The following is a 20,882-nucleotide window of genomic DNA, read 5'->3' as shown; positions in this document are numbered from 1 at the left end:
CGTTTTGCCAGAATAGCCGTTTTCACCCTGACAGAGATTGATTTTTTGACTGCCAAGTACCAATTTACCGCTACCTGTCCCAAAGGCCTGGAAAACCTGGTCGCCGACGAGCTGCGCACCCTGGGGGCATTGGTTGAGCGAGAGCAACCTGCTGCCGTGCGATTTACCGGGGATCTGACCCTAGCCTACCGGGTTTGCCTGTGGAGTCGTCTCGCCAACCGGGTGTTGCTGAATCTGGGGCAGTCCCGTATCGCGGATGCCGAGGGGCTTTACCGGGCGGTAGTGGATATCCCCTGGGAAGAGCACATCAGTCCCACTGGAGTTCTCTGGGTGCAGTTTTCCGGCACCAACAGTGAGATACGCAACAGTCAGTTTGGCGCCCAGAAAGCCAAAGACGCAATCGTCGACCGGCTGCGGCAGGCAACCGGCGCGCGACCGGATGTGGACAAGCGAGATCCTGATCTGTCGGTCATGCTGCGGCTGCATCGGGACAACCTCGAGATTGCCGTCGATCTCTGCGGCGACAGCCTGCACCGCCGCGGTTACCGCACCCATATTGGCGCTGCGCCATTGAAAGAAAACCTGGCGGCGGCACTACTGATACGTGCCGGCTGGCCGAAAATTGCCGCCGAGGGCGGAGCATTGCTGGATCCCATGTGCGGCTCCGGGACCTTTCTGGTTGAGGCCGCACTGATGGCCGCGGATGTCGCGCCCGGCCTGATGCGTGAGAGCTTCGGTTTCGAGCGCTGGCTCAATCATCAAAGTGACCTCTGGCTACCGCTGCGGGAAGAGGCACTTCAGCGCCGGGTAGCTGGGCTGGCAAAGACCCTCCCCGAAATCCGCGGATACGATGCCGATGCCAAAGTGCTGTTTGCGGCAGAGTCCAATATTGCCCGCGCAGGCCTGGAAAAACATGTGCGTGTCAGCTGCCGTCCGGTGGCCGCGTTTAAAGTACCCAGCCATACGCAGGTTAATCCCGGACTGGTTATTACCAACCCACCTTACGGTGAGCGCCTGGGTGAGCTGGAAGAGCTGCGGGAAACCTATGCGGAGCTGGGGCGCCAGTTGAAGCAGGAATTCGGCGGCTGGAAGGCGGCTATTTTTACCGGCAACCCGGAACTGTGCCACTCCACCAATTTGCGCTCCCACAAACAGTACAAACTGTTTAATGGCAGCATTCCCAGTCAGCTGTTGTTGTTTGAAATTCACCAGCAATCGAGCGCAGGGGAGAATGGGGCAGGTGAAAAAGCCCGGCCCAAACTGTCTGAAGAAGCGCAGATGGTGGCCAATCGATTGCAGAAAAATCTGCGCACCACTGGCAAGTGGGCGGAGAAAAACGGGATTGAAAATTACCGTCTGTACGATGCGGATCTGCCGGAGTTCTCTGCGGCCATCGATGTGTACCGCTCGTTGGAAGGGCAGACCTACGCGCATATCCAGGAGTACCGCGCACCGGCGAGTATTCCGGAAGAAAAAGCGCGCGGGCGCCTGGCGGATCTGGTGCGCGCCTGCCGCTCGGTGCTGGATTTGCCGGCGCGCAACGTGTCCATCAAAGAGCGTCGCCGCCACAGCCATAAGGAGAGCGGCAGTCAGTACCAGAAACGCGGTGAAGGCTCTTCCTCATTCTGGGTGAACGAGTACGGCGCCGAGCTGGAAATCAACCTGTGGGATTATCTGGACACCGGGCTGTTTCTGGATCACCGCCCGGTGCGCAATTACCTGCGCAAGCTGGCGAAGGGCAAAAAACTGCTGAACCTGTTCTGCTACACCGCCACCGCAACGGTACAGGCAGCGAAGGGCGGTTGTGTCGAAAGCACCAGTGTCGATCTGTCCAAAACCTACCAGGCCTGGGCGCAGCGGAATTTTCGCCAGAGCGGGCTGGATCCCTACCGCCATCAGCTGATCGAGGCCGATTGTCTGCAGTGGCTGGAGGCGGCGCAGCAAAACCGCCGTGGTCAGTACGATGTGATTTTCCTCGACCCACCGACCTTTTCCAATTCTGCGAAAATGCGCGGTGTGCTGGATATCCAGCGGGATCATGGGGATTTGATCCGACAGTGTATGGCACTGCTGCGACCCGGCGGCACACTGCTGTTTTCCAACAATTTGCGCAGTTTTAAAATGGATGGCGATGTGAGTGCCGAGTTTGCGGTAGAAAACCTTTCGAGCAAACTGTTGGACAAGGATTTTCAGCGCAACCCCAAGATCCACAATGTGTGGGAAATTACGGCAAAGTAGTAGGAGGGCGTGGCGCCGGCCAGCGGCGCCATTTGGAAGAATTCTGGAGCGATCTGGAAGGCTCTGGAAAGGATCTTTACAGATCCATCACCAGTCGGAAGCCCACTTCTTTTGAGCTCGCCTGATCACTCAGGCCTGTGCGGTAATCAGAACTGATATTGCGCAACGGCTCGCGCATGGAGCCGCCGCGCACTACCCGCAGTTCACAGTTTTTCAGCTGTACCGGGCGGGCATCGTTGCGGTGATTGGTGTAGTCGCCGAGGAAGCAATCCTGTACCCACTCGGCCACGTTTCCAGCGGTATCGTATACCCCAAAATCATTCGCCTTGTAGTTGCCTACCGGTGCGCTGGCGGTGGAAAACAGCGTATTGAATTCGCTGGCGCAACCGCGGCGGCAGTTAGCCTTGCCTTTGGCGCTGCCGCTGCCCCACCAGAAGGGCGTGTTGGTACCGGCACGCGCGGCAAATTCCCACTCTGCTTCACTGGCCAACCGGTACTTCTGGCCGGTCTGTTCACTTAACCACTGGGCGTAGCGCCGCGCGTCCTGCCAGCTGACATTGACTGCTGGTCGGGTTCCGCGGCCCCAATTTTCATCGCTGGGCAGAGAGCGCCCCGTGGCTTTGGCGTAGCGGTCGTAATCATTGAAGGTGATTTCGTGGGCGCCGATGGCGTAGGGGCGGCTGATCGTAATTTTGTGTTCCGGGCTGGTAAACGGGCGACCTTTACTGCCCATGGTGAAACTCCCAGGAGACACCACTACCATCTCTGGTCCCTGGCCTCCGGACTCCAGCGGAGACTGAAAGCTTCTGCCGGGGAAGTATTTGCGCTCCAGCTGCACCGCGAGATTAACGTCGGCCGAGTCGATTTCGATCCAGCGCCGCAGGGTGCTGTAGCCGGGTTTGCTCACCTCGATATCGTAGCGCCCGGGTTCCAGCGAGATGCCGGGCGAGTAGCGCGGCACTATGTTCATGATGCGAATGCGGGCATCGCCGGGCTGCACAGAAACCTTCAGTGCGTAACTGGGTGGCGCTTCTTCTGGTGTTTCTTCCGGCGTCCGGGGGGCTGCCTGGACTGTTGTGGGGGCGGCGCCGGGGGTATTCGCGTCCGTGATTTGGGCGGGTGCGTCTACGGATAAGGGCGTTGCCGGCTGAGTGGCGGCAGCGCGGCCATTTTCCTCGTGGTCAGCTTCCCGGCTCGTGTCCTGTGTTCTGAGGATGGGGCGCAACTGGTTGGCGAGGGTATCGCTGTGGTCAGTTGCCGCGGATGAATGCGCAGGCACCACAGGTCCGGGAATTTTCGCGACGGTTTCTTGAGGCGCGGGTGCCGGCTCTGGCAACAGGATTTGCGAGGTAATGCCCACGGCATCTTTGACCAGGCCGGGCTCGGTCTGCCACTGGAATTTTTGACTGAACAAACTGAAAAGTACCCAAACGAGCGTCAGACTCACGCATAGCATGCCCGCAAATAACCAGGACCGGCGTTTTACCGGTGCCACTTGCTGCTGCATTACCTGTTGAATGCGCATGATGGTTTGTTGCTCTGCACGGGGATTCTGTTCATGCAGCGGCTGGTGGCGCCAGCGGGCCCATGCGGCGCTCAGGCGGTCGCTGAGTGTGCCGTAAAGCGTCATCAGCAGGGCGCGCAACAGGCTGGAAACCCGCACTGAGGTATTGTTCAGCTTGGTGGTGGAAGTGGGCGTTTTTCCATCCAGTGCCGCGAGCAGCTGGTCGATGGCGTCCACCACATCGAGACCGCGCTGAAACCGGTGCTCCGGATCTTTTGCCAGGAATCGCTCGATCAGCCCCTGGTACAGGGAGTGGCGGGCGGGCAGGCGGGGAATGGGGTCGGTCAGGTGCTTGATGGCGATGGCGACCGCTTCCTCGGCCTGGAAGGGCACTGCACTGGTGAGCATTTCGTAGAACACCACCCCCAGGCTGTAGAGGTCAGCGCGGCCATCTACGGCAGCGCCGCGAGCCTGTTCCGGGCTCATATAGTGCGGCGTGCCAACAACCATGCCGGTATTGGTCATACGGGTGGTGCGCGCCACCGCGCGGGCGACGCCGAAGTCGGTGAGAACGGCGGAGCCATCTTCGCGGAACAGAATATTTTCCGGTTTTAGATCCCGGTGCACATAGCCCTTGTTGCTGGCGTGATCCAGCGCCATGGCGATCTGGCGGGTAATGTGTAGTGCTTCTAATGGCTCTATGGCGCCCTTGGTCAGCGCATCGGCAACGGAGCCGCCAGGGAGGTAGTCCATGGCGATGTAATTGAGGCTGCGGTAGCGGCCAATATCGTGAATGGCAACGATGTTGGGGTGGGAAAGCTGGCCAACAATATTGGCCTCACGCTGGAAGCGCTCGCTGAAAATCGGATCCGCATTCAGCACCGGCGACATGACTTTGAGTGCCACCTGGCGGCCCATGCTGCGCTGGGTTGCCAGGTAAACCGTGGACATGCCGCCCTGATTGATTTTCTTCAGGATCTGGTAGCCGGGAATCTCCAGCGAGGCGGCGCCGCTGCTGACAACTTCCATTCGAGCTTGTCCCTAATCTATCCGTTCAGCAGCTGCCAGGCTGCGTAAACACTGAGTGAAAAAACAATCGCAAGTGTAGCGATTCTCACAGCAAGTGTGCCCGCGAACGGATTGGATTGCCGGGACGTAGGTTGCCGGCGCTGTGTGCGGGAGTTCCGGTTTTCGGAATCTTTATCTTCGCTCGCGCTGTCTGGGGAGCTGATCACCTGCACGGTAATGTTGTCGCGACCACCGGCATCCAGTGCCGCCGCAATCAGCAGTTCGCTGGCGCGCTGGTTGTCAGTGTTGGTGGCGAGTACCTGGCAAATTTCTGCGGCAGTCACATCGTTGCTGAGTCCATCGCTGCACAGCAGCAGCTTTTGCCCGGGGTTCCAGGAAAAAGAGGCACGATCAATTTCGAGGCTGGGGTTAGTGGAGCCGCCGATGCAACGGGTAATGACGTGGCGGTTGGGGTGACTGGCGGCTTCCTGCTGGTTAATGGCCCCGGAATCTACCAGCATCTGGACATAGGAGTGATCCACTGTCAGCTGTTTGAGTGTTCCGTGCTGGCCGGCGTGGTGAGGGTCATTGTGAGGGCTATTTACCGCATCTGCGCTGGCAGGTGTCCATAGGTAAGCCCGGCTGTCACCCACCCAGAATATATGGAAGTAATTGCCGTCTTCGGCGACCACCACCGCGGTGGTGCCCATAGCGGTTGCGCTGTTCTCGTCACCAACGAGCAGGGCGTGTGCTCGTCTGAGCGCCTGTTCGTAATGGCGGTCGGTGGCAGAGGAACGCTGTATCTCTTCGACGACGGTCTGGCTGGCAATTTCACCGGCCTGATGGCCGCCAAGCCCATCCGCGACCACCCAGACGCCCCGGCTCTCGTCGCCCCAGAACGCATCCTCGTTCTGATCCCGGCGATATCCGGCATGGGTGGCTCCCGCACTGCGCTTCGTTACGCTGACGGCGGGTTGGCTCACGCCACTGGGGCGTTCCCGTACGTTGGCTTCACTCACTGGTATGCAACTACCTGTTACCTGTCGTTATTGTCGAAAGTGCACTACCGCGAAATTCCATGCGGCGTCCGACACTTCACATACTAGAGCCTGTGGGCATTGTAAGCTGCAAACCGAATCACAGGCTAACGAAAATGCCCGTGATAAACTTCTTCGCACGCTCTCCAGCACCTGAGCCTCAAATATCAAGGGGCCAAAGGCCCTTTTGGGCTCACTGAAAGATTCGGCAGGGGTCGTAAAACTGCCTCTGGTTAAAAATTGTACGCTGTCGCGCGCAATCAAGGAAGCCTAGACAATGCTAAAACTTTGTGACGTGAAAGATGCCAGCCAAAGTGTGTGGCTGGTGGCACCCAAGGTCACAATCGGCCGGGCCAGTCAGTGCGACCTGACGCTGGCTGACGCCGCAATCGCCAAAGTCCATGCCGAGATCCATGTGGAGGGCGAAGAGCTCGTACTGCACAACCTTGCGGGCAAGGGGCAGGTGTCGGTAAACGGCAAGGCGGTCGAGGGTAGTTGCCCTCTGCAGCGAAATGACCGGGTGCAGCTTGGCGGCCGCACACTCGCGGTGATTGACCCCAAAATTACCCGAATGAAGGCGGCGGGTGCCGCGTCCAATGTGTCTTGGGCGCTGCGGGCGAATCATCCGGCGATTGTTGGTCGGGTCTTTCCGGTGCGCGAGACCAGCGTTGTAGGGCGTTCGGATGATTGCGATCTCACCTTTGCGATGTCCCACCTGTCGCGTCGGCACGCACGTCTTGAAGTGCGTGAAGGCCTGCTGTTTGTGGTGGACCTGGGATCGGCCAATGGCACCTTCCTGAACAATCAGCGGGTCACCGAGAGCCGAGTGCGCCGGGGAGATGAGTTGCGCTTTGACAGCCTCAGCTTCAGTGTTGTGGGCCCGGCCGACGATCTGGACAAAACTACCGTGCGTCAGGCCGTGTCATTGCCGGATGCGGCGCAGCAGAGCGCGGCGCTTGGACAGGCGATACAGCGGGCTCGGGGTAGCGACAAGGCGCCTGCAATAGGCGGCGCACCGGGTTCCACTAATAACGGTTACCAGCATGCGGTGGCGAGTCCTGCCTATACCGAGTCTGCCGGCGGGAGCCGCTGGATTTGGGTGTGCGCGATTGTGGCTGGGGCTGCAGTGGCCGGCTATTTCTGGGCCCAGGCGCAGGGTATGCTCTAGGTCCCCTGATTGAGTGGAGCTAGCCCCGTGGCAGATCGTACATTGATTCTCTATACCACCCTTGGCTGCAGTCTGTGTGAGAAGGCCAAGGTGGAAATCTGGCCGTTACTGGAGCCATTCCAGTTGCGGCTTGTGCCGGTGGATATCGCGGACGATGCGGAATTGTCTCGCCTATTCGGCTGGAGTATCCCAGTGGTAGGGCTGGGGGATGTAACGGATGTGCTCTGCTGGCCGTTTACTGCCAGTGAGCTTGAGCAGTGGCTCGGGGAGCGGGTCAGTAAAGCCTGAGCTGCCGATTCTTAACTTTTTTCTTTCCTATTCATTTCTTCACCTCTGCATTTCTCCATCTCACCACCTTAATACCCTTCATATTTGCCCGGCCGCTGGGCCGGGCTCAGAGTCGCGCTTCCGCTTCGTTTTTCCGCAGTAGTGTTGATTTGTCGCCGCTGCGATAGGCGTAAATCACCGAGTAGGACAAGACGTTCTGCACATACTTGCGGGTTTCGCTGTAGGGAATGGTTTCAATCCATACATCAAACGGCAGCTTTTTGTCCGTGTCCTTGAGCCAGCCGGACACCCGCGTGGGGCCGGCGTTGTAGGCGGCTGCGGCAAGGAAGCGGTTGTTGTCGAAGCGGTTCAGTAACGAGTTCAGGTAAAAGGCGCCCAGATTGATGTTGGTATCCGGGTTCAGCAGGTCCCAGCTGCGCCGGTAGGGCACGCCCGCTTTGCGCGCTGTTGCTTCGGCGGTCGAGGGCAGTAGCTGCATCAGGCCCATAGCGCCGGCGTGGGATTTGGCATCATGGCTGAAATGGCTTTCCTGGCGGGCCACCGCCAGCACGAGATACGAGTCCAGAGCGGTTTTCTTGCCCATGCGTTTGGCGACATCGGTAACAATGTCAGAAAACGCCAGCGGGAAGCGCAACTCCAGGTCGTCCAGGTAGTCTGCCGCGAGAATGGACTGAATGGATTTGTGATACCAGCCCCAGGAGCTGGCGATCTTGCCCGCGGTCATCAATTCTTCTGTGGTCATTTTCTCGGTGGCGTAATCCCACTCACGCCGCGCGTGGTAAAACTCACCAATCGCCTGTAACTCTCTGGCCCGCTGCATATCCGCACGGTTGGCAACAGCATCGACCAGTTCGGGCGTAATCGGCGCCGGGCGGTCTACAAAACTGTATTCCTTGCCAATGGTGTCCGACGCCAGAAAGCCATAATAACTGCGCTCCGCCGCCGCTTTTTGGTACAGCTTGTCGGCCAGTGCCTGGCGCTGGGGATCTTTCTTGGTGTTCTGTTCATTGATGGCGCGGGCTTTCCAGTAAAGCCAGCGGTCCAGGTTCTGGTCGTCTTTGGGGAGCTGGTCTATCCAGAATTCCACCTGCGCCCAGTCCATTCCCCGGAGAGACTGCCGGATCAGCCACTCGGCGGTGCGTTGATCGTAGAAGCTCGGGTGGGACTTGATCAGCTTCTCCAGGCCTGCCTGGTCGTCCTGGCGGGCGTACTGCAGGGCCAGGTGCCGCAGGAATTTGTCTCGCTCTTCATCGGAAAACAGGTAGCTGGCGCTGTAGCGTTGCCAGGCCTCGCTGGCTTTGTCAGGCTCCCTTGAGGCCAGCCGATTCAGGCCGATGGCGACGATATCGCGGTATTCTGCGTCATCTTTGATAAAACGGTCGTAATTGAGGATTTGCTCCGGTTTGCGATACACATTGCGCATCAGCTCCGCGCGATTTGCAGTGCCTTTGTCCAGTTTGCGGGCGATGTAGCCAGCGAGGTCCAGATTGCCGGCTTGCACCGATAGTGCATGCCGCTTCCACGCGAGCGCCGGGGTGAGTCCGCCATCTTTCATCCAGCGGCTGAAAGCCGGGTCACACTCTTTGGGTTGGGAGGCACCTACGGTCCACAGCGCTTCAATCATTTCATAGGCTTGCTGCTTGTCACCGTGCCGGGATAGGGCATCGACGTAGTAGCAGCGCAGTTGGGTGCGCTTGATTTGCTCCGGGCGGTAGTACTTCAGGTAGGCGCTAAAACGCTCACGGCCGCCCAGTTCGCGCAGTACCCGCACGCGCATCCAGTCGCCAATGGCGGTGCCGTCATATTTTTCAAGGAATCGGTCAATATCGTCGTAGGGCAGGCGCGCAAGGTTTTTGCTGATCGCCCAATAGTCGATGTAGGGGAGTAGGGGGTAGTCGCTCAGCTCTTTCTTTAGCTGATTCAGGCGCCGCTGATCGTTGTGGGCGATGGCCATTCTGGCTTGCTGCAGTTTTTCGCGCTGGGCCACGGCGGCTTCCGCCTCTTTGATATCCTTGTTTTCTTTTTTCCGCCTGGCGGGTGCCGTTTTAACGTCTGCCACCGCCAGTTGTGGGGCTGCGGCGTCGGCCGTCGGCGTGTGTTGAGCCCGCGCCAGCCCCGGTATCGCGAGGCTGGCTATGGCGCATACTGACAGGAGAGCGGCGAGTCCTGTGCTGCCAATCGACATACTAAAAAACCCGATTGAGAAATCGCTTATTCGTGAGGCGGAGAATAAAGCGTAAAATGTCCTTTTTCACCCAAAACCATTGTAGTTGTTATTTATGTTGCTTCAGTTGGATGGCGTTTGTTTACGCTATGGCGTTCAGGTGCTGGCGGATCACGTCAACGCCAAAGTTGAGCGCGGAGATCGTATTTGTCTGGTGGGCCGGAACGGGGAGGGTAAATCCAGCCTGTTGAGCCTCATCGGAGGCAAAGGGGATCCGGACGAGGGTGAGATCATACGCCAGACCGGGATCGTCCTCGCCACCCTGGACCAGGCATTGCCCGAGGATTGCACAGACACCGTGTACCGCTATGTAGCGGAAGGCCTCGGTGACGTAGGCGGCTGGCTCGCGGAATACCGGGACAACCAGAACCCGGACCTGCAGGCGAAGATTGAAGGCGCCCACGGTTGGGAGTTACTGGCCAAGATTGACAGCGTGCTGGACCGCCTGGACCTGGATGAAGAAGCTCGAGTCTCCGATTTATCTGGTGGCTGGCAGCGCCGCGCCGCCCTGGCTCGCGCCCTGGTCACCGAGCCGGATTTGCTGATTCTCGACGAGCCCACCAACCACCTGGATATTGCCGCCGTGGAATGGCTGGAGAACTTTCTTGGCAGCTATCGCGGGGCGCTGTTGTTTGTCAGCCACGACCGCGCGCTGGCGGAACGCCTTGCGAACACCGTGTGGGACCTCGATCGCGGGATACTGCGGGTGTTCAACTGCGGATTTGACCGTTACCAGAGCGAAAAGGAAAAGTTGCTGGAGGAAGAGGCGCGCAACGACGCCCTGTTCGATAAAAAACTGGCACAGGAAGAGACCTGGATCCGCCAGGGCATCAAGGCCAGACGCACGCGCAATGAAGGGCGGGTAAGGGCTTTGCAGGCGCTGCGCAAGGAGCGTCAATCGCGCAGGGAGCGCCAGGGCGTGGCGCGGATGTCGCTGGATTCCGGTGAGCGCTCCGGTAAGCTGGTTGCGGAGATGACGGGTGTTACCTTCGGCTTTGAAAATGAGCAGGGTGAGACGATTCCGCTGGTCCGCGACCTGGATTTCACGCTGATGCGCGGTGACAAGGTCGGTCTTATCGGCCCCAATGGTGCTGGCAAAAGTACCCTGATCCGGTTGTTGCTGGGTGAGTTACAGCCCCAGTCCGGTGATATTCGACTCGGCACCAAGCAGCAAGTTGCCTATTTTGACCAGCGCCGGGACGTGCTGAACCCCGAGATGACGGTGATTGATAACATCGCCGAGGGGCGCGAAAACATCGACGTGGGCGGCAGCAGTCGGCACGTAATGTCCTATCTAAGCGATTTCCTTTTCACTGGTGTCAAAGCCAGAACCAAAGTCGGTGCGCTCAGCGGTGGTGAGCGCAACCGTGCACTGTTAGCCAAATTGTTCAGCCAGCCCGCCAATATTCTGGTGCTGGATGAACCGACCAATGACCTGGATGTAGAAACCCTGGAACTGCTGGAGCAGCTGCTGCTCGATTTCCCCGGTACGGTACTGCTGGTAAGCCACGACCGCGCCTTCCTGGACAATGTCGTGGAGAGCTGTCTGGCCTTTGAGGGCGAGGGTGTAGTGCGTGAGTACGTGGGTGGCTATCAGGACTTCGTGCGCCAGGGTGGACGTTTCCTGAGCGCGGAAGAGCAGCTCAAGTCGCGCAAGAAAGACAAAGCGGAAGACACTGCAAAGGAATCTGTGAGTGCAGCGCCAGAGCCGGTAAAAGCCGCCAAAAGTAAAAAACTCAGTTACAAGTTGCAGCGGGAGCTGGACGCCCTGCCAGGGCAGATAGAAACACTGGAAAACGATATTGCGGCACTGGAGGAAGCGATGGCCGCACCAGATTTTTATCAGCAGGAAAACGCCTTGGTGCAGGCAAAACTCCAGCAACTGGCGGAGTTGCAGCAGGCGCTGGAAGTCGCCTTTGAGCGCTGGGCAGAGTTGGACAGTATGTAGTCGAAACTACCTTGATAGCACGCTGTTTTTAGCAAAAGGGGCGCATTAGCGCCCCTTTTTAAGTTCGAATTAATAGGTTGTATTTCATCGCTGCCAAAACGCTCATTTGGGCGGCTAGAGCTTCACGCAATTGCTCACTCTTCGGGAGCGTGCACCCGCACCGCAAGCACATCGCAGCTGGCGCCGTGCAGTACGCCATTGGCGGTAGAGCCGAGCAGTAGTGCCAGCCCGTGGCGGCCGTGGCTGCCAATGACAATGAGATCACACCCGGTGTCTTCCGCCAGCCGATGCAGCTCCGTCGCCGGTTGCCCGAGTACCACATGCTGGCGCTCGGGGGCAATCTGGTGTGCCGCTGCCGCCCTGCGTAACTGTTCTTTTGCCTGATTTTGCAGTTGTTCCTGGACTTCAGAGAGGTCCATGGGGATGTCGCCGCCATAGGCAAACGTCAGGGGTTCGATGATATGCGCAAGGCTCATTTGCGCGCCGCTGCAGGCGGCAATCTGTGCAGCGCGATCCAGTACCTGTGCGGATTCTTTAGAAAGGTCCAGTCCAACCAGAATGTTGTTGTAGCCTGCCATAGTGTTCCCGCAATTTGGGTGAATTTCATGCGAGGCACCGCTTTATTGCGCTGTGCCTCGAAGCCTCTTTGAGTCTACTTTAAAAAAACGGACTTGACACAACCGCGGGCTAGTAGGGAAAAATGCGCGCCTGTCATCGATGGACGGTCGCCGTCGATCGGGCAAAACAGTGCCTTTTACATGGTTCGGACTCTTACCGCAGAAACAAATTACCGAAACCACTTAATGGCAAAGTCGTAGATTCAACCAATTCGACAGGGAAAGGTTATGGCTAGTTGGGTGCCTATCGTCGTTATCATACTTGCGGTTGCGCTGGTGATCGGGCCGGTTATGTGGCTCAAACCCAGTAGCCGCGATCGCAAACTGGCGGAGCTGCGCCAAGGTGCAGCAAGTGCTGGCCTCAAGGTGCAAATGCAACCCTTGCCCGCATCACAGGGCCAGGGCAATGCCGCGGTTTACTTTTCCCAGTGGCGCAACCCGAGGCGTCTGCAGACGGGGTGGGGGCTGGAATTGCAGCGTATGTCCCATGAAATGCATTTTGATGGGCTTTGGGACTGGCGCAAGGGACGGCAGCCGCCAGAGGCGGCAATGTCGCCATTGAAAGAGCTGGTGTCACTGCTACCCTCCGATGCGACGGCGATATTCGCCAATGACAGCGGCTTGGGCGTGCAGTGGCGGGAGCGCAGCGGCGATTCGGGATTCAAGGCAATTCAGGAGGGATTGGCGTCCTTGCGTCCCGTGATCGAAGAGGCGATTCGCCAGCCCCAGCGTGGCGAGTCCGAGTCCTCCTGAAAGTCGGCGACTGAAATGTCCGCTGGTTACCGGCTAGAAGTAGTCTACTGTTTCTAGCGATTAAGCGGATGCTCGTGCTTCTTTATTAGAGGGGGCGAGCGGGTTGAAGTGAGGGGCGTGTCAAGGGATGGCTGCAGGCAGTTCTTGTAGCGGCTTTTGGTGCAGAGTATGTGGTGAACCAACGGTCAAATTACCGGTCACAGGGGTTCACTTCACAGGCTAATTGGTCACCAAATTGTGACGCTTGCTTGACCACACCGGGGGCGAAGCATATATATTCGCGCAGCGCACTGCCAAAGCCGGCTGCTGCCGAAAGTGCTAATGCAGTAAATTTTTTATTAAAAATCAAAAGCTTATGGGTAAATCACTGGTCATCGTCGAGTCGCCGGCGAAGGCGAAAACGATCAACAAGTATCTCGGAAAGGACTTTGTCGTGAAGTCCAGTATCGGTCATATCCGGGATCTTCCTACTGGCGCCTCCAGCAAACAGCCGGTGGATGCCAAAGAGCGTGCTCGCAGAGCGGCGGAAACCCGCAAGCTGTCTCCGGAAGACAAAGAGATCTACAAGCGCAAGAAAAGCCGCGAGCAGCTGATCAAGCGCATGGGTATCGACCCGGATCACAACTGGGAAGCCCACTACGAGATCCTGCCGGGCAAGGAAAAGGTGGTCGATGAGCTGCGCAAGCTCGCCGCCAACGCCGATCATATCTATCTCGCGACGGACTTGGACCGCGAAGGGGAGGCCATTGCCTGGCACTTGCGCGAGTCAATTGGCGGTGATGACAGTCGCTATCGTCGCGTCGTGTTTAACGAAATTACCAAATCTGCGATTCAGGAAGCCTTTAAAGACCCGGGCCCACTGGATATTGATCGGGTCAATGCGCAGCAGGCGCGGCGTTTCCTCGATCGTATCGTGGGCTACATGGTTTCTCCGCTGTTGTGGGAGAAGGTCGCGCGCGGCCTTTCCGCTGGCCGCGTGCAGTCGGTCGCGGTGCGTCTTGTAGTTGAGCGCGAGCGTGAGATACGCGCGTTTATTCCCGAAGAATACTGGACCCTGTTTGCCGACACGCAAACCGCCAAGTCCGACGCCCTGCGCCTGGAAGTGAAAAAACAGGCCGGTGATGCCTTCAAGCCCACTAACGAAGAGCAGGCCATGGCCGCGCTGAAGGCGCTGCAGACCAGCGACTTCACTGTGAGCGCCCGGGATGACAAGCCCACCAGCTCCAAGCCCGGTGCACCCTTTATTACCTCAACGCTGCAGCAGGCTGCCAGTAACCGCCTGGGCTTTAGCGTGAAGAAAACCATGATGATGGCCCAGCGCTTGTACGAAGCGGGCTACATCACCTATATGCGTACCGACTCCACCAACCTGAGTGCCGAAGCCGTGTCTTCCGTGCGCGAATTTATTGGTGAGAATTACGGCGATAAATATCTGCCGGAAAACCCCAATCGCTATAGCAGCAAAGAGGGGGCACAGGAAGCGCACGAGGCGATTCGCCCATCCGACGTGCGGGTAAAGCCGAACATGCTGTCCGGCATGGAGCGCGATGCTGAGCGTCTGTACACCTTGATCTGGCAGCAGTTTGTGGCCTGTCAGATGACACCCGCCCAGTTTACTTCCACCTCGGTCGTGGTAACGGCGGGTGACTTTGAGCTGCGTACCCGCGGCCGGGTAATTCGCTTTGACGGCTTTCTGAAAGTGGCACCGGCGCAGACCAAAAAAGACGAAGACCTGGTACTGCCCGATATCAAGGTGGGTGAAAAGCTCAACCTCAAAAAGCTGGATCCGAAGCAGCATTTCACCAAGCCGCCGGCGCGTTTCAGTGAAGCGGCGTTGGTTAAAGAGCTGGAAAAGCGCGGCATCGGCCGGCCGTCCACCTACGCATCGATTATTTCCACCATTCAGGATCGCGGCTACGTACGGCTGGAAAACCGTCGTTTCTACGCGGAAAAAATGGGCGATATCGTTACCGACCGCCTGAGCGAAAGCTTCAAAAACCTGATGGATTACGGTTTTACCGCCAGCCTGGAAGAGTCCCTGGATACGGTGGCAGAGGGCAAAAAAGGCTGGAAAGACCTGCTTAACGAGTTCTATTCCGACTTTAGCCAGCGACTGGAAGTGGCGCAGGACAAAGAGGGCGGCATGCGCCGCAACTCGCCGACGGATACGGATATCGAGTGCAGCCAGTGCGGTCGTCATATGCAGATTCGCACCGGCTCCACCGGCGTCTTCCTGGGCTGTTCCGGTTATGCGCTGCCGCCGAAAGAGCGCTGTACCAACACCATGAACCTGGTGTCTGGTGAAGAAGCGGTGGATGCGGACAAGGACGAGGATGCAGAAACTCGCCAGCTGCGCGACAAGCGCCGTTGTGGCAAGTGCGGCACCGCCATGGACAGCTACCTGGTGGATGAACACCGCAAACTGCATATCTGCGGTAACAACCCAGACTGCAATGGTTTTGAGGTGGAGAAGGGCACCTTCAAGATCAAGGGCTATGATGGCCCGCTGATCGAGTGCGACAAATGTGGCAGTGATATGCAGCTGAAGTCCGGCCGTTTCGGCAAATATTTTGGCTGTACCAATGAAAGCTGCAAAAACACCCGCAAATTGTTGAAAAGCGGACAACCGGCGCCCCCAAAAATGGACCCGGTGCCCATGCCAGAGCTCGCCTGCGAAAAAGTCGAGGATACCTACATCCTTCGGGATGGCGCTTCCGGCCTCTTCCTGGCAGCGAGCCAGTTCCCGAAAAACCGGGAGACGCGCGCGCCTCTGGTGAAGGAGTTGCTGCCCCACAAAGATGAGATAGATCCCAAGTACAGCTTCCTGTTTTCCGCGCCCACGGAAGACAACGAGGGGCGGGATACGGTGGTCCGTTTCAGTCGCAAGACCCAGGAACAGTACGTTCAGAGTGAGGAAGAGGGTAAAGCGACGGGCTGGAAGGCCTTCTACAACAATGGGAAATGGGAAGTAGAAGCCCCAGCGAAGAAGGCTGCTGCAAAGAAAGCACCCGCGAAAAAGGCGGCTGCAAAAAAGGCACCAGCCAAGAAAGCTGCGGCTAAAAAGGCGCCGGCCAAAAAAGCGGCCGCCAAGAAATCCCCTAAAGAAAATTCCTAAAGGGTAGGCCTGTACTTGAGTAACCCCTATACCGGCACAGTGGCCTCGGCCCTGCGCAAATGCCAGATTCTGCTCCAGTCGCTGGATGAGCAGGGCAATACCGAAAACCCCTTCCTGCAAGCTGCTTTGCAGGAAGGGGCGTTATTGCAACTGTGGCGGGCATATCGTGCTTTTCTCGGCGAGCAGTCCCACCAGCTGGGTCTGGGCACTGGTGTTGTGCCGGAATCCGCAGCGGCGCTGCAGAGCCTGCTGACGGCCCGGGGCAAATTCAGTGCGGACGTCGGCGAGCTGGTGAGCTTGGCGGAAAACCCGGATAGCTGGTTTTACCCGCTGGCAGCTGCTTGGAGTGGGCTCTGGAAGCTTCCGGCTAGCGCCGGGCAGGGGCCTGACGGAGGGGCGGGCGTACAAACACTGATTCCGGTGCGGCAACTGGAAGATATGCCGGTCGCGGTGGACCCCGAGTGCCTCAACCGCTGGTTGCGGGGGCTTACCGAGCTGGTGCAGCGGCAGCGGGTACAAGGCGAAGAGTGGTAGCGCCTTCAGCGGGCGCCGCAGATTAATCACTTCCCCCTGTGTTACAATGGCGGAAAATCATGCTGTAACTGGAGAAGTGAATGTCTTCTGAGACCTACGAAATCATCGAGTTGTCCAATGGTGATGTGGCGCTGCGACGCGCTGGTCACAAGGGAGACCCGCTGGTGCGTATTCATTTCTCAGCGGAGAGCCTCGAGTTTTTACGTGAGCACAAGATTGCCATTGCCCGCGCTATGCTGGAGGCGGGAATTGAGGCGGTGCAGGATGTGAACGAGCTGGAAGCGGAGCCGGAATCCTTCGAGGAAGACGTGGATGTGACCGAGCACACGGTACACTGAGCTTGCTCGAACGTACCCCGCAGCGTCGGTGATTTCGGCCGCTGTAACGGGCTGTAACGGAAAGATACGGGGCGAATCGTGTATCAAAGGCCGTGAAAGACGCATAAAAAAACAGGGCTTGAGGCCCTGTTTTTTTATGTCTGGAAGGTGCCGAAAGCGATGCCTTAAAAGGGATTCTGACGAATCACACCAACCGCCAAACCTTCAATGGCGAAATTCTTGTCACGCATATCCACCTGAATAACATCGAAGTCATCATTCTCCGGCAACAGCTGGATGGTTGCCTGGTTGCCGCGTCGCTTGAACCGCTTCACGGTCACTTCATCTTCAATCCGTGCCACTACTATCTGGCCATTGCGGATGTTGTCCGTGCGTTGTACGGCCAGCAGGTCGCCATCAAAAATACCGGCGTTCTTCATGCTCATGCCGTGTACCCGCAGCAGATAGTCCGCCGGTGGGTGGAAAAACTCCGCCGGGATCTCGCAATACTCTTCAATATTTTCTTCCGCCAGTACCGGATTACCTGCCGCGACCCGGCCAACAATGGGCAAGCCGCTCTGGTGGTCTGGAATCCGGATACCGCGTGAGGCGCCGGCGACCATTTCAATTGCGCCTTTACGCGCCAGTGCTTTGAGGTGTTCCTCTGCCGCATTCGGAGAGCGGAAACCGAGCTCCTGGGCAATCTCAGCTCTGGTGGGTGGGTATCCGGTATCGTCCAGATACGTTTTGATCAGTTCCAGTACCTGGGCCTGGCGAGCGGTAAGGTTTGTCATGCGCACTTTCCTGTTGTCTGTATTTTTATACAGTTGCTGGGATTATATACAGATTTCTCTTGCACGCAATCTTCCGGGGGAGTGTGTGGGCTAGCTGCTAGACTTGGGGTACCTGTCGGCTTTCAGGTTGTATGGGCATCCAGTTCCCCAGGAGGGGAGTCGGGCAATAAGGAGAAGGCATATGCTGGACGCAAAAATGCCAGAAGCGTGGCGCGTGCTGCGAATTCAATCGGAACTCGTCGATGGTATCGAGCGCCTGATTACATTGAAGGGCGCGGTGACGGTTTTCGGCAGTGCAAGATTCCGTGAAGATGCGGTGGAGTATCAGGAAGGTGTGCGCCTGGGCGAGTTGCTTGCCAGTGAAGGGGTGCCGGTTATTACCGGCGGCGGCCCCGGGATTATGGAGGCCTGCAATCGCGGTGCATTTACCCAGGCTGGTGCCTCAATCGGCCTGAATATTGAATTGCCATTTGAGCAGACGCCGAATCCCTATCTCGATATCAGTCTGCACTTTCGCTACTTCTTTGTGCGGAAATTCATGTTCGTGAAACATGCCGTTGGCTTTATCGCCATGCCCGGCGGGTACGGAACCCTGGATGAACTGTTTGAGGCGCTGACGCTGGTACAGACGCAAAAAGTCCGACGCTTTCCCATTGTTCTGGTAGGGAAGCGCTACTGGGCGGGATTAATCGACTGGCTGATGGAAACGGTTTTGGACCGGGAATGCATTGATGCCGGTGATCTGAACCTGTTCAAATTGGTTGACACGGTCGAGGAGGCGGCAGAGATCATCGTGGAGTATATTCGCGAGCGCGATATTTGATGGGCTCTCTACCGCTCAGTTAAATACTTTCATCGGTGCCGGGAAAAGATTCGCCTTCCAGTTTGTCGATGGCGCTTTGGGCGGGCGAAAATAAGGGACTTTTGAATCCGGCATCCTCATCATCCTGCATTTCGCGCGCGAGGCTGCCATATCCGGCGTTGGCATCTTCCGGAGGTGCTGCACCAATCACCGGTAGTCGCGGCCAACTGAGAAAGTCAATTTCATCCAGTGCGCCGTCGATGTATTGAACTTCAATGGTGCGAGAGGGGTGGTCTACTGCCACCACTTCAAACAATTCACCAGATTGGAAGTTTTCGAACCAGCTGCCAATTTCCGGAGCAATTCTGGCCATGGCGCGGCCCTCCTGTCGTTATCAATCGTTAGGGGCCCTTTGTTGCCGCGCTACTATGAAATCCCGTCCCCATCGCCATCGTCACTACCACGGCGGCCGGTTCAGGAATCAATAGCGGCTGTTACAGCAAATCCCGCGCCTCTTTCGAAGTTCCGTTTCGAGCAATTTCCTCAGTCTTTAAATTCAATCTAGTGTCGGTGCCGGCTGCTTGGTATCCGGGAGGTCGCGATTTCGGGATTCCCTGGGTGCTTTGTGATCGCCAGGGCAAATTTCGGTGGATTGAAGCGCGCGGCTGCTTAAACCGCTTTTGGGGCAGGGGAGACGGATGTTCCAATTGGTGCCGACTATGCTAGTCTCAGGCCCTTAAACAAGCGTTTTAATTGTTGGTTTGAATTGGTATGAGTCAGCTGGAAACCGTCAAGCGAATCCTGGATGCCGCCGAGGTACTATTTGCCGAGCGCGGCTTTACTGAAACCTCGCTGCGCACCATCACCAGCACCGCCGGGGTGAATCTGGCCGCGGTAAACTACCATTTTGGTTCGAAAAAAGAGTTAATCCAGGCCGTATTTGAGCGTTTCCTTACGCCTTTTACGGAGCATCTGGATCGGGAGTTGAGCCGCCGAGAGCTTCAGGACGAGTGTTTACAGGTGGATGACCTCCTGCAGAGCCTGTATCGGGTCGCACTGGCCGGTCTCGCCAGAGAGGGGCGCGATCCCAAGCGCTTCATGCGTTTACTGGGGCTGGCTTATACCCAGTCCCAGGGCCACCTGCGGCGGTTTATCGTTTCGCGCTATGGATCCAGCTACCGGCGGTTTGCGGGCCAGCTTGCCAATGCCTTACCTCAGGTCGACCCGGTGACCTTCTACTGGCGCCTTTATTTCATGCTGGGCGCCACCATATTTTCTCTGTCGAGCTTCGACGCCATTGAAGCTATCCTTCGGGAGGATTTCGGTGCAGAGAGCAGTCTGGAAGAAACCCTTGCCCGGCTGGCGCCCGCTGCTTCGGCCATGTTGACTGCGCCCGAGCCGAAGGAATAGCCGCGCACAGCCGTGGCGCCTGGCGCGTACAAATTAATCCTGGCGCGTGCAAATTAATCAAAGGAGCAGGAAGACCATGTCTGTTCAGATCGGTCCGGTAATGATTGATGTCGAAGGTACCGAGCTTACCCTAGAGGATCGGGATTTATTGCGGCATCCACAGGTGGGTGGCCTGATATTTTTTGCACGTAATTACCGCGATCGGCCGCAGCTGGAAGCGCTGATCGCCGATATTCGCGGTGTTCGCCCGGAAATTTTACTCGCAGTTGACCAGGAGGGTGGGCGAGTGCAGCGCTTTCGCGACAACTTCACCCGAATACCTTCGATGCAGGCGCTGGCAGCCCACGCGGATACCACCCAGCTGAAAGATGTTGGCTGGTTGCTGGCCGCCGAGCTGCTGGCCGTGGGTGTGGATTTCAGTTTTGCCCCGGTGCTGGATGCGGATGACGATTTTTGCCGAATCGTCGGCGATCGCAGTTTCGCCAAAGATCCGCTGATGTTAGCAGAAAAGGCGCGGCCGTTTATGGCGGGGATGCACGAGGCGGGCATGGCAACGACCGGAAAGCATTTTCCCGGCCATGGCCAGGTGCTCGAAGATAGCCATGAAGAATTACCCGTAGACCAGCGCCCGCTGGAATCTGTATTGGCTTCTGATTGCAAGCCATTCGAAGAGTGTATGCTCGCCGGTGAGCTGGACGCCGTAATGCCGGCACATATCCATTTTGCCAATGTGGATGAGAATCCCGTGGGCTTCTCACGCTTCTGGTTGCAGGAGGTATTGCGCAAGCGCTTTGGATTTGACGGTGTGATTTTCAGTGATGACCTGACCATGGAGGGCGCGGGTGCGGCAGGGGGCTATGCCGAGCGTATTCGCGCTGCCATGCATGCGGGCTGCGATATGGGGGTTGTCTGTAACAATCGCGAGGGAGCGATCGAAGTACTGGCGGCGCTTGAGGGCTATACGCCCGACCCGGCCTCCAGCGCGCGTCTGGAGCGGATGCGCGGCCAACCGCAGATACGCAGTTGGGAAGCGCTGGAACAGTCTCCCCGCTGGCATTCAACCCGGGAATGGCTGGCATCCTGGATGTAAATGCGCACAATAACGCCACCGATCATTAGAAAGCA

Annotated in this window: 17 protein-coding genes; 11 read left to right on the top strand and 6 right to left on the bottom strand. The window is 57.7% G+C overall.

Annotated elements, in window-relative coordinates; genetic code table 11:
• Nucleotides 1–45: 45 nt before the first annotated feature.
• Nucleotides 46–2,238, top strand: a complete 2,193-nt coding sequence (gene rlmKL, locus GRX76_RS13580) for a bifunctional 23S rRNA (guanine(2069)-N(7))-methyltransferase RlmK/23S rRNA (guanine(2445)-N(2))-methyltransferase RlmL (RefSeq protein ID WP_160153810.1) — start codon at nt 46–48, stop codon at nt 2,236–2,238.
• Between the two features lie 76 nt (nt 2,239–2,314).
• On the opposite strand, the gene GRX76_RS13575 is transcribed toward rlmKL, so the two are convergent.
• Together GRX76_RS13575 and GRX76_RS13570 are read right to left on the bottom strand one after the other, a co-directional pair.
• Nucleotides 2,315–4,771, bottom strand: coding sequence for a bifunctional serine/threonine-protein kinase/formylglycine-generating enzyme family protein (locus GRX76_RS13575; protein WP_160153809.1), 2,457 nt, complete (start codon nt 4,769–4,771; stop codon nt 2,315–2,317).
• A 17-nt stretch (nt 4,772–4,788) separates the two neighbouring features.
• The gene (locus GRX76_RS13570) at nt 4,789–5,769 is read right to left on the bottom strand and encodes a PP2C family serine/threonine-protein phosphatase (protein WP_160153808.1); all 981 of its coding nucleotides are present in this window, start codon (nt 5,767–5,769) and stop codon (nt 4,789–4,791) included.
• Nucleotides 5,770–6,064: 295 nt separating this feature from the next.
• Here GRX76_RS13570 and GRX76_RS13565 point away from each other — a divergent pair, with 295 nt between their 5' ends.
• Both GRX76_RS13565 and GRX76_RS13560 read left to right on the top strand, forming a co-directional pair.
• On the top strand, nt 6,065–6,955 hold the full coding sequence (locus tag GRX76_RS13565; protein WP_160153807.1) for an FHA domain-containing protein: 891 nt from the start codon (nt 6,065–6,067) through the stop codon (nt 6,953–6,955).
• 27 nt (nt 6,956–6,982) lie between these two features.
• Nucleotides 6,983–7,243 carry a glutaredoxin family protein gene (locus tag GRX76_RS13560; RefSeq protein ID WP_160153806.1) on the top strand — a complete coding sequence of 87 codons (261 nt, stop codon included), beginning with the start codon at nt 6,983–6,985 and terminating at the stop codon, nt 7,241–7,243.
• A 106-nt stretch (nt 7,244–7,349) separates the two neighbouring features.
• Here the strand turns inward: GRX76_RS13560 and GRX76_RS13555 are convergent, their stop codons facing one another.
• Nucleotides 7,350–9,428 carry a transglycosylase SLT domain-containing protein gene (locus tag GRX76_RS13555; RefSeq protein WP_236250364.1) on the bottom strand — a complete coding sequence of 693 codons (2,079 nt, stop codon included), beginning with the start codon at nt 9,426–9,428 and terminating at the stop codon, nt 7,350–7,352.
• 94 nt (nt 9,429–9,522) lie between these two features.
• Between GRX76_RS13555 and GRX76_RS13550 the strand changes: the two genes are divergently transcribed.
• Complete coding sequence (locus GRX76_RS13550) at nt 9,523–11,415, top strand: ATP-binding cassette domain-containing protein (RefSeq protein ID WP_160153805.1); 1,893 nt, start codon at nt 9,523–9,525, stop codon at nt 11,413–11,415.
• Nucleotides 11,416–11,549: 134 nt separating this feature from the next.
• Here the strand turns inward: GRX76_RS13550 and GRX76_RS13545 are convergent, their stop codons facing one another.
• Complete coding sequence (locus tag GRX76_RS13545) at nt 11,550–11,993, bottom strand: universal stress protein (RefSeq protein ID WP_160153804.1); 444 nt, start codon at nt 11,991–11,993, stop codon at nt 11,550–11,552.
• A 267-nt stretch (nt 11,994–12,260) separates the two neighbouring features.
• Between GRX76_RS13545 and GRX76_RS13540 the strand changes: the two genes are divergently transcribed.
• The 4 genes from GRX76_RS13540 to GRX76_RS13525 all read left to right on the top strand — a co-directional run bounded on the left by GRX76_RS13540 (nt 12,261) and on the right by GRX76_RS13525 (nt 16,772).
• On the top strand, nt 12,261–12,785 hold the full coding sequence (locus tag GRX76_RS13540; RefSeq protein WP_160153803.1) for a hypothetical protein: 525 nt from the start codon (nt 12,261–12,263) through the stop codon (nt 12,783–12,785).
• A gap of 355 nt (nt 12,786–13,140) precedes the next feature.
• A complete protein-coding gene (gene topA, locus GRX76_RS13535) occupies nt 13,141–15,900 on the top strand; it encodes a type I DNA topoisomerase (RefSeq protein ID WP_160153802.1) in 2,760 nt (919 codons plus the stop codon).
• A 15-nt stretch (nt 15,901–15,915) separates the two neighbouring features.
• Nucleotides 15,916–16,434, top strand: a complete 519-nt coding sequence (locus tag GRX76_RS13530; RefSeq protein ID WP_160153801.1) for a DUF6586 family protein — start codon at nt 15,916–15,918, stop codon at nt 16,432–16,434.
• A gap of 80 nt (nt 16,435–16,514) precedes the next feature.
• The gene (locus GRX76_RS13525) at nt 16,515–16,772 is read left to right on the top strand and encodes a hypothetical protein (protein WP_160153800.1); all 258 of its coding nucleotides are present in this window, start codon (nt 16,515–16,517) and stop codon (nt 16,770–16,772) included.
• 164 nt (nt 16,773–16,936) lie between these two features.
• On the opposite strand, the gene lexA is transcribed toward GRX76_RS13525, so the two are convergent.
• Complete coding sequence (gene lexA, locus GRX76_RS13520; protein WP_160153799.1) at nt 16,937–17,545, bottom strand: transcriptional repressor LexA; 609 nt, start codon at nt 17,543–17,545, stop codon at nt 16,937–16,939.
• Between the two features lie 181 nt (nt 17,546–17,726).
• Between lexA and GRX76_RS13515 the strand changes: the two genes are divergently transcribed.
• Nucleotides 17,727–18,368: a TIGR00730 family Rossman fold protein gene (locus tag GRX76_RS13515; RefSeq protein ID WP_160153798.1), complete on the top strand. Its 642-nt coding sequence runs from the start codon at nt 17,727–17,729 to the stop codon at nt 18,366–18,368.
• 19 nt (nt 18,369–18,387) lie between these two features.
• Here GRX76_RS13515 and GRX76_RS13510 read toward each other — a convergent pair whose 3' ends face one another.
• Nucleotides 18,388–18,720, bottom strand: a complete 333-nt coding sequence (locus GRX76_RS13510; RefSeq protein ID WP_160153797.1) for a DUF6763 family protein — start codon at nt 18,718–18,720, stop codon at nt 18,388–18,390.
• 398 nt (nt 18,721–19,118) lie between these two features.
• Between GRX76_RS13510 and GRX76_RS13505 the strand changes: the two genes are divergently transcribed.
• Nucleotides 19,119–19,757 carry a TetR/AcrR family transcriptional regulator gene (locus tag GRX76_RS13505; protein ID WP_160153796.1) on the top strand — a complete coding sequence of 213 codons (639 nt, stop codon included), beginning with the start codon at nt 19,119–19,121 and terminating at the stop codon, nt 19,755–19,757.
• Between the two features lie 76 nt (nt 19,758–19,833).
• Complete coding sequence (nagZ, locus tag GRX76_RS13500; RefSeq protein WP_160153795.1) at nt 19,834–20,847, top strand: beta-N-acetylhexosaminidase; 1,014 nt, start codon at nt 19,834–19,836, stop codon at nt 20,845–20,847.
• Nucleotides 20,848–20,882 lie beyond the last annotated feature (35 nt).

The organism is Microbulbifer sp. ALW1 (assembly GCF_009903625.1).
Classification (GTDB): Bacteria; Pseudomonadota; Gammaproteobacteria; order Pseudomonadales; family Cellvibrionaceae; genus Microbulbifer.
Note: the sequence above shows the minus strand (reverse complement) of the source record. Positions and strands in the feature narration are given on the sequence as shown.

Bases quoted from the DNA above. Each gene is read 5' to 3' on its own strand.
- GRX76_RS13540 (WP_160153803.1), top strand. From the start codon at position 12,261: ATGGCTAGTTGGGTGCCTATCGTCGTTATCATACTTGCGGTTGCGCTG.
- GRX76_RS13505 (WP_160153796.1), top strand. From the start codon at position 19,119: ATGAGTCAGCTGGAAACCGTCAAGCGAATCCTGGATGCCGCCGAGGTA.
- GRX76_RS13545 (WP_160153804.1), bottom strand. From the start codon at position 11,993: ATGGCAGGCTACAACAACATTCTGGTTGGACTGGACCTTTCTAAAGAA.
- GRX76_RS13565 (WP_160153807.1), top strand. From the start codon at position 6,065: ATGCTAAAACTTTGTGACGTGAAAGATGCCAGCCAAAGTGTGTGGCTG.
- GRX76_RS13575 (WP_160153809.1), bottom strand. From the start codon at position 4,771: ATGGAAGTTGTCAGCAGCGGCGCCGCCTCGCTGGAGATTCCCGGCTAC.
- nagZ (WP_160153795.1), top strand. From the start codon at position 19,834: ATGTCTGTTCAGATCGGTCCGGTAATGATTGATGTCGAAGGTACCGAG.
- topA (WP_160153802.1), top strand. From the start codon at position 13,141: ATGGGTAAATCACTGGTCATCGTCGAGTCGCCGGCGAAGGCGAAAACG.
- GRX76_RS13550 (WP_160153805.1), top strand. From the start codon at position 9,523: ATGTTGCTTCAGTTGGATGGCGTTTGTTTACGCTATGGCGTTCAGGTG.
- GRX76_RS13515 (WP_160153798.1), top strand. From the start codon at position 17,727: ATGCTGGACGCAAAAATGCCAGAAGCGTGGCGCGTGCTGCGAATTCAA.
- GRX76_RS13525 (WP_160153800.1), top strand. From the start codon at position 16,515: ATGTCTTCTGAGACCTACGAAATCATCGAGTTGTCCAATGGTGATGTG.
- GRX76_RS13510 (WP_160153797.1), bottom strand. From the start codon at position 18,720: ATGGCCAGAATTGCTCCGGAAATTGGCAGCTGGTTCGAAAACTTCCAA.
- lexA (WP_160153799.1), bottom strand. From the start codon at position 17,545: ATGACAAACCTTACCGCTCGCCAGGCCCAGGTACTGGAACTGATCAAA.
- GRX76_RS13555 (WP_236250364.1), bottom strand. From the start codon at position 9,428: ATGTCGATTGGCAGCACAGGACTCGCCGCTCTCCTGTCAGTATGCGCC.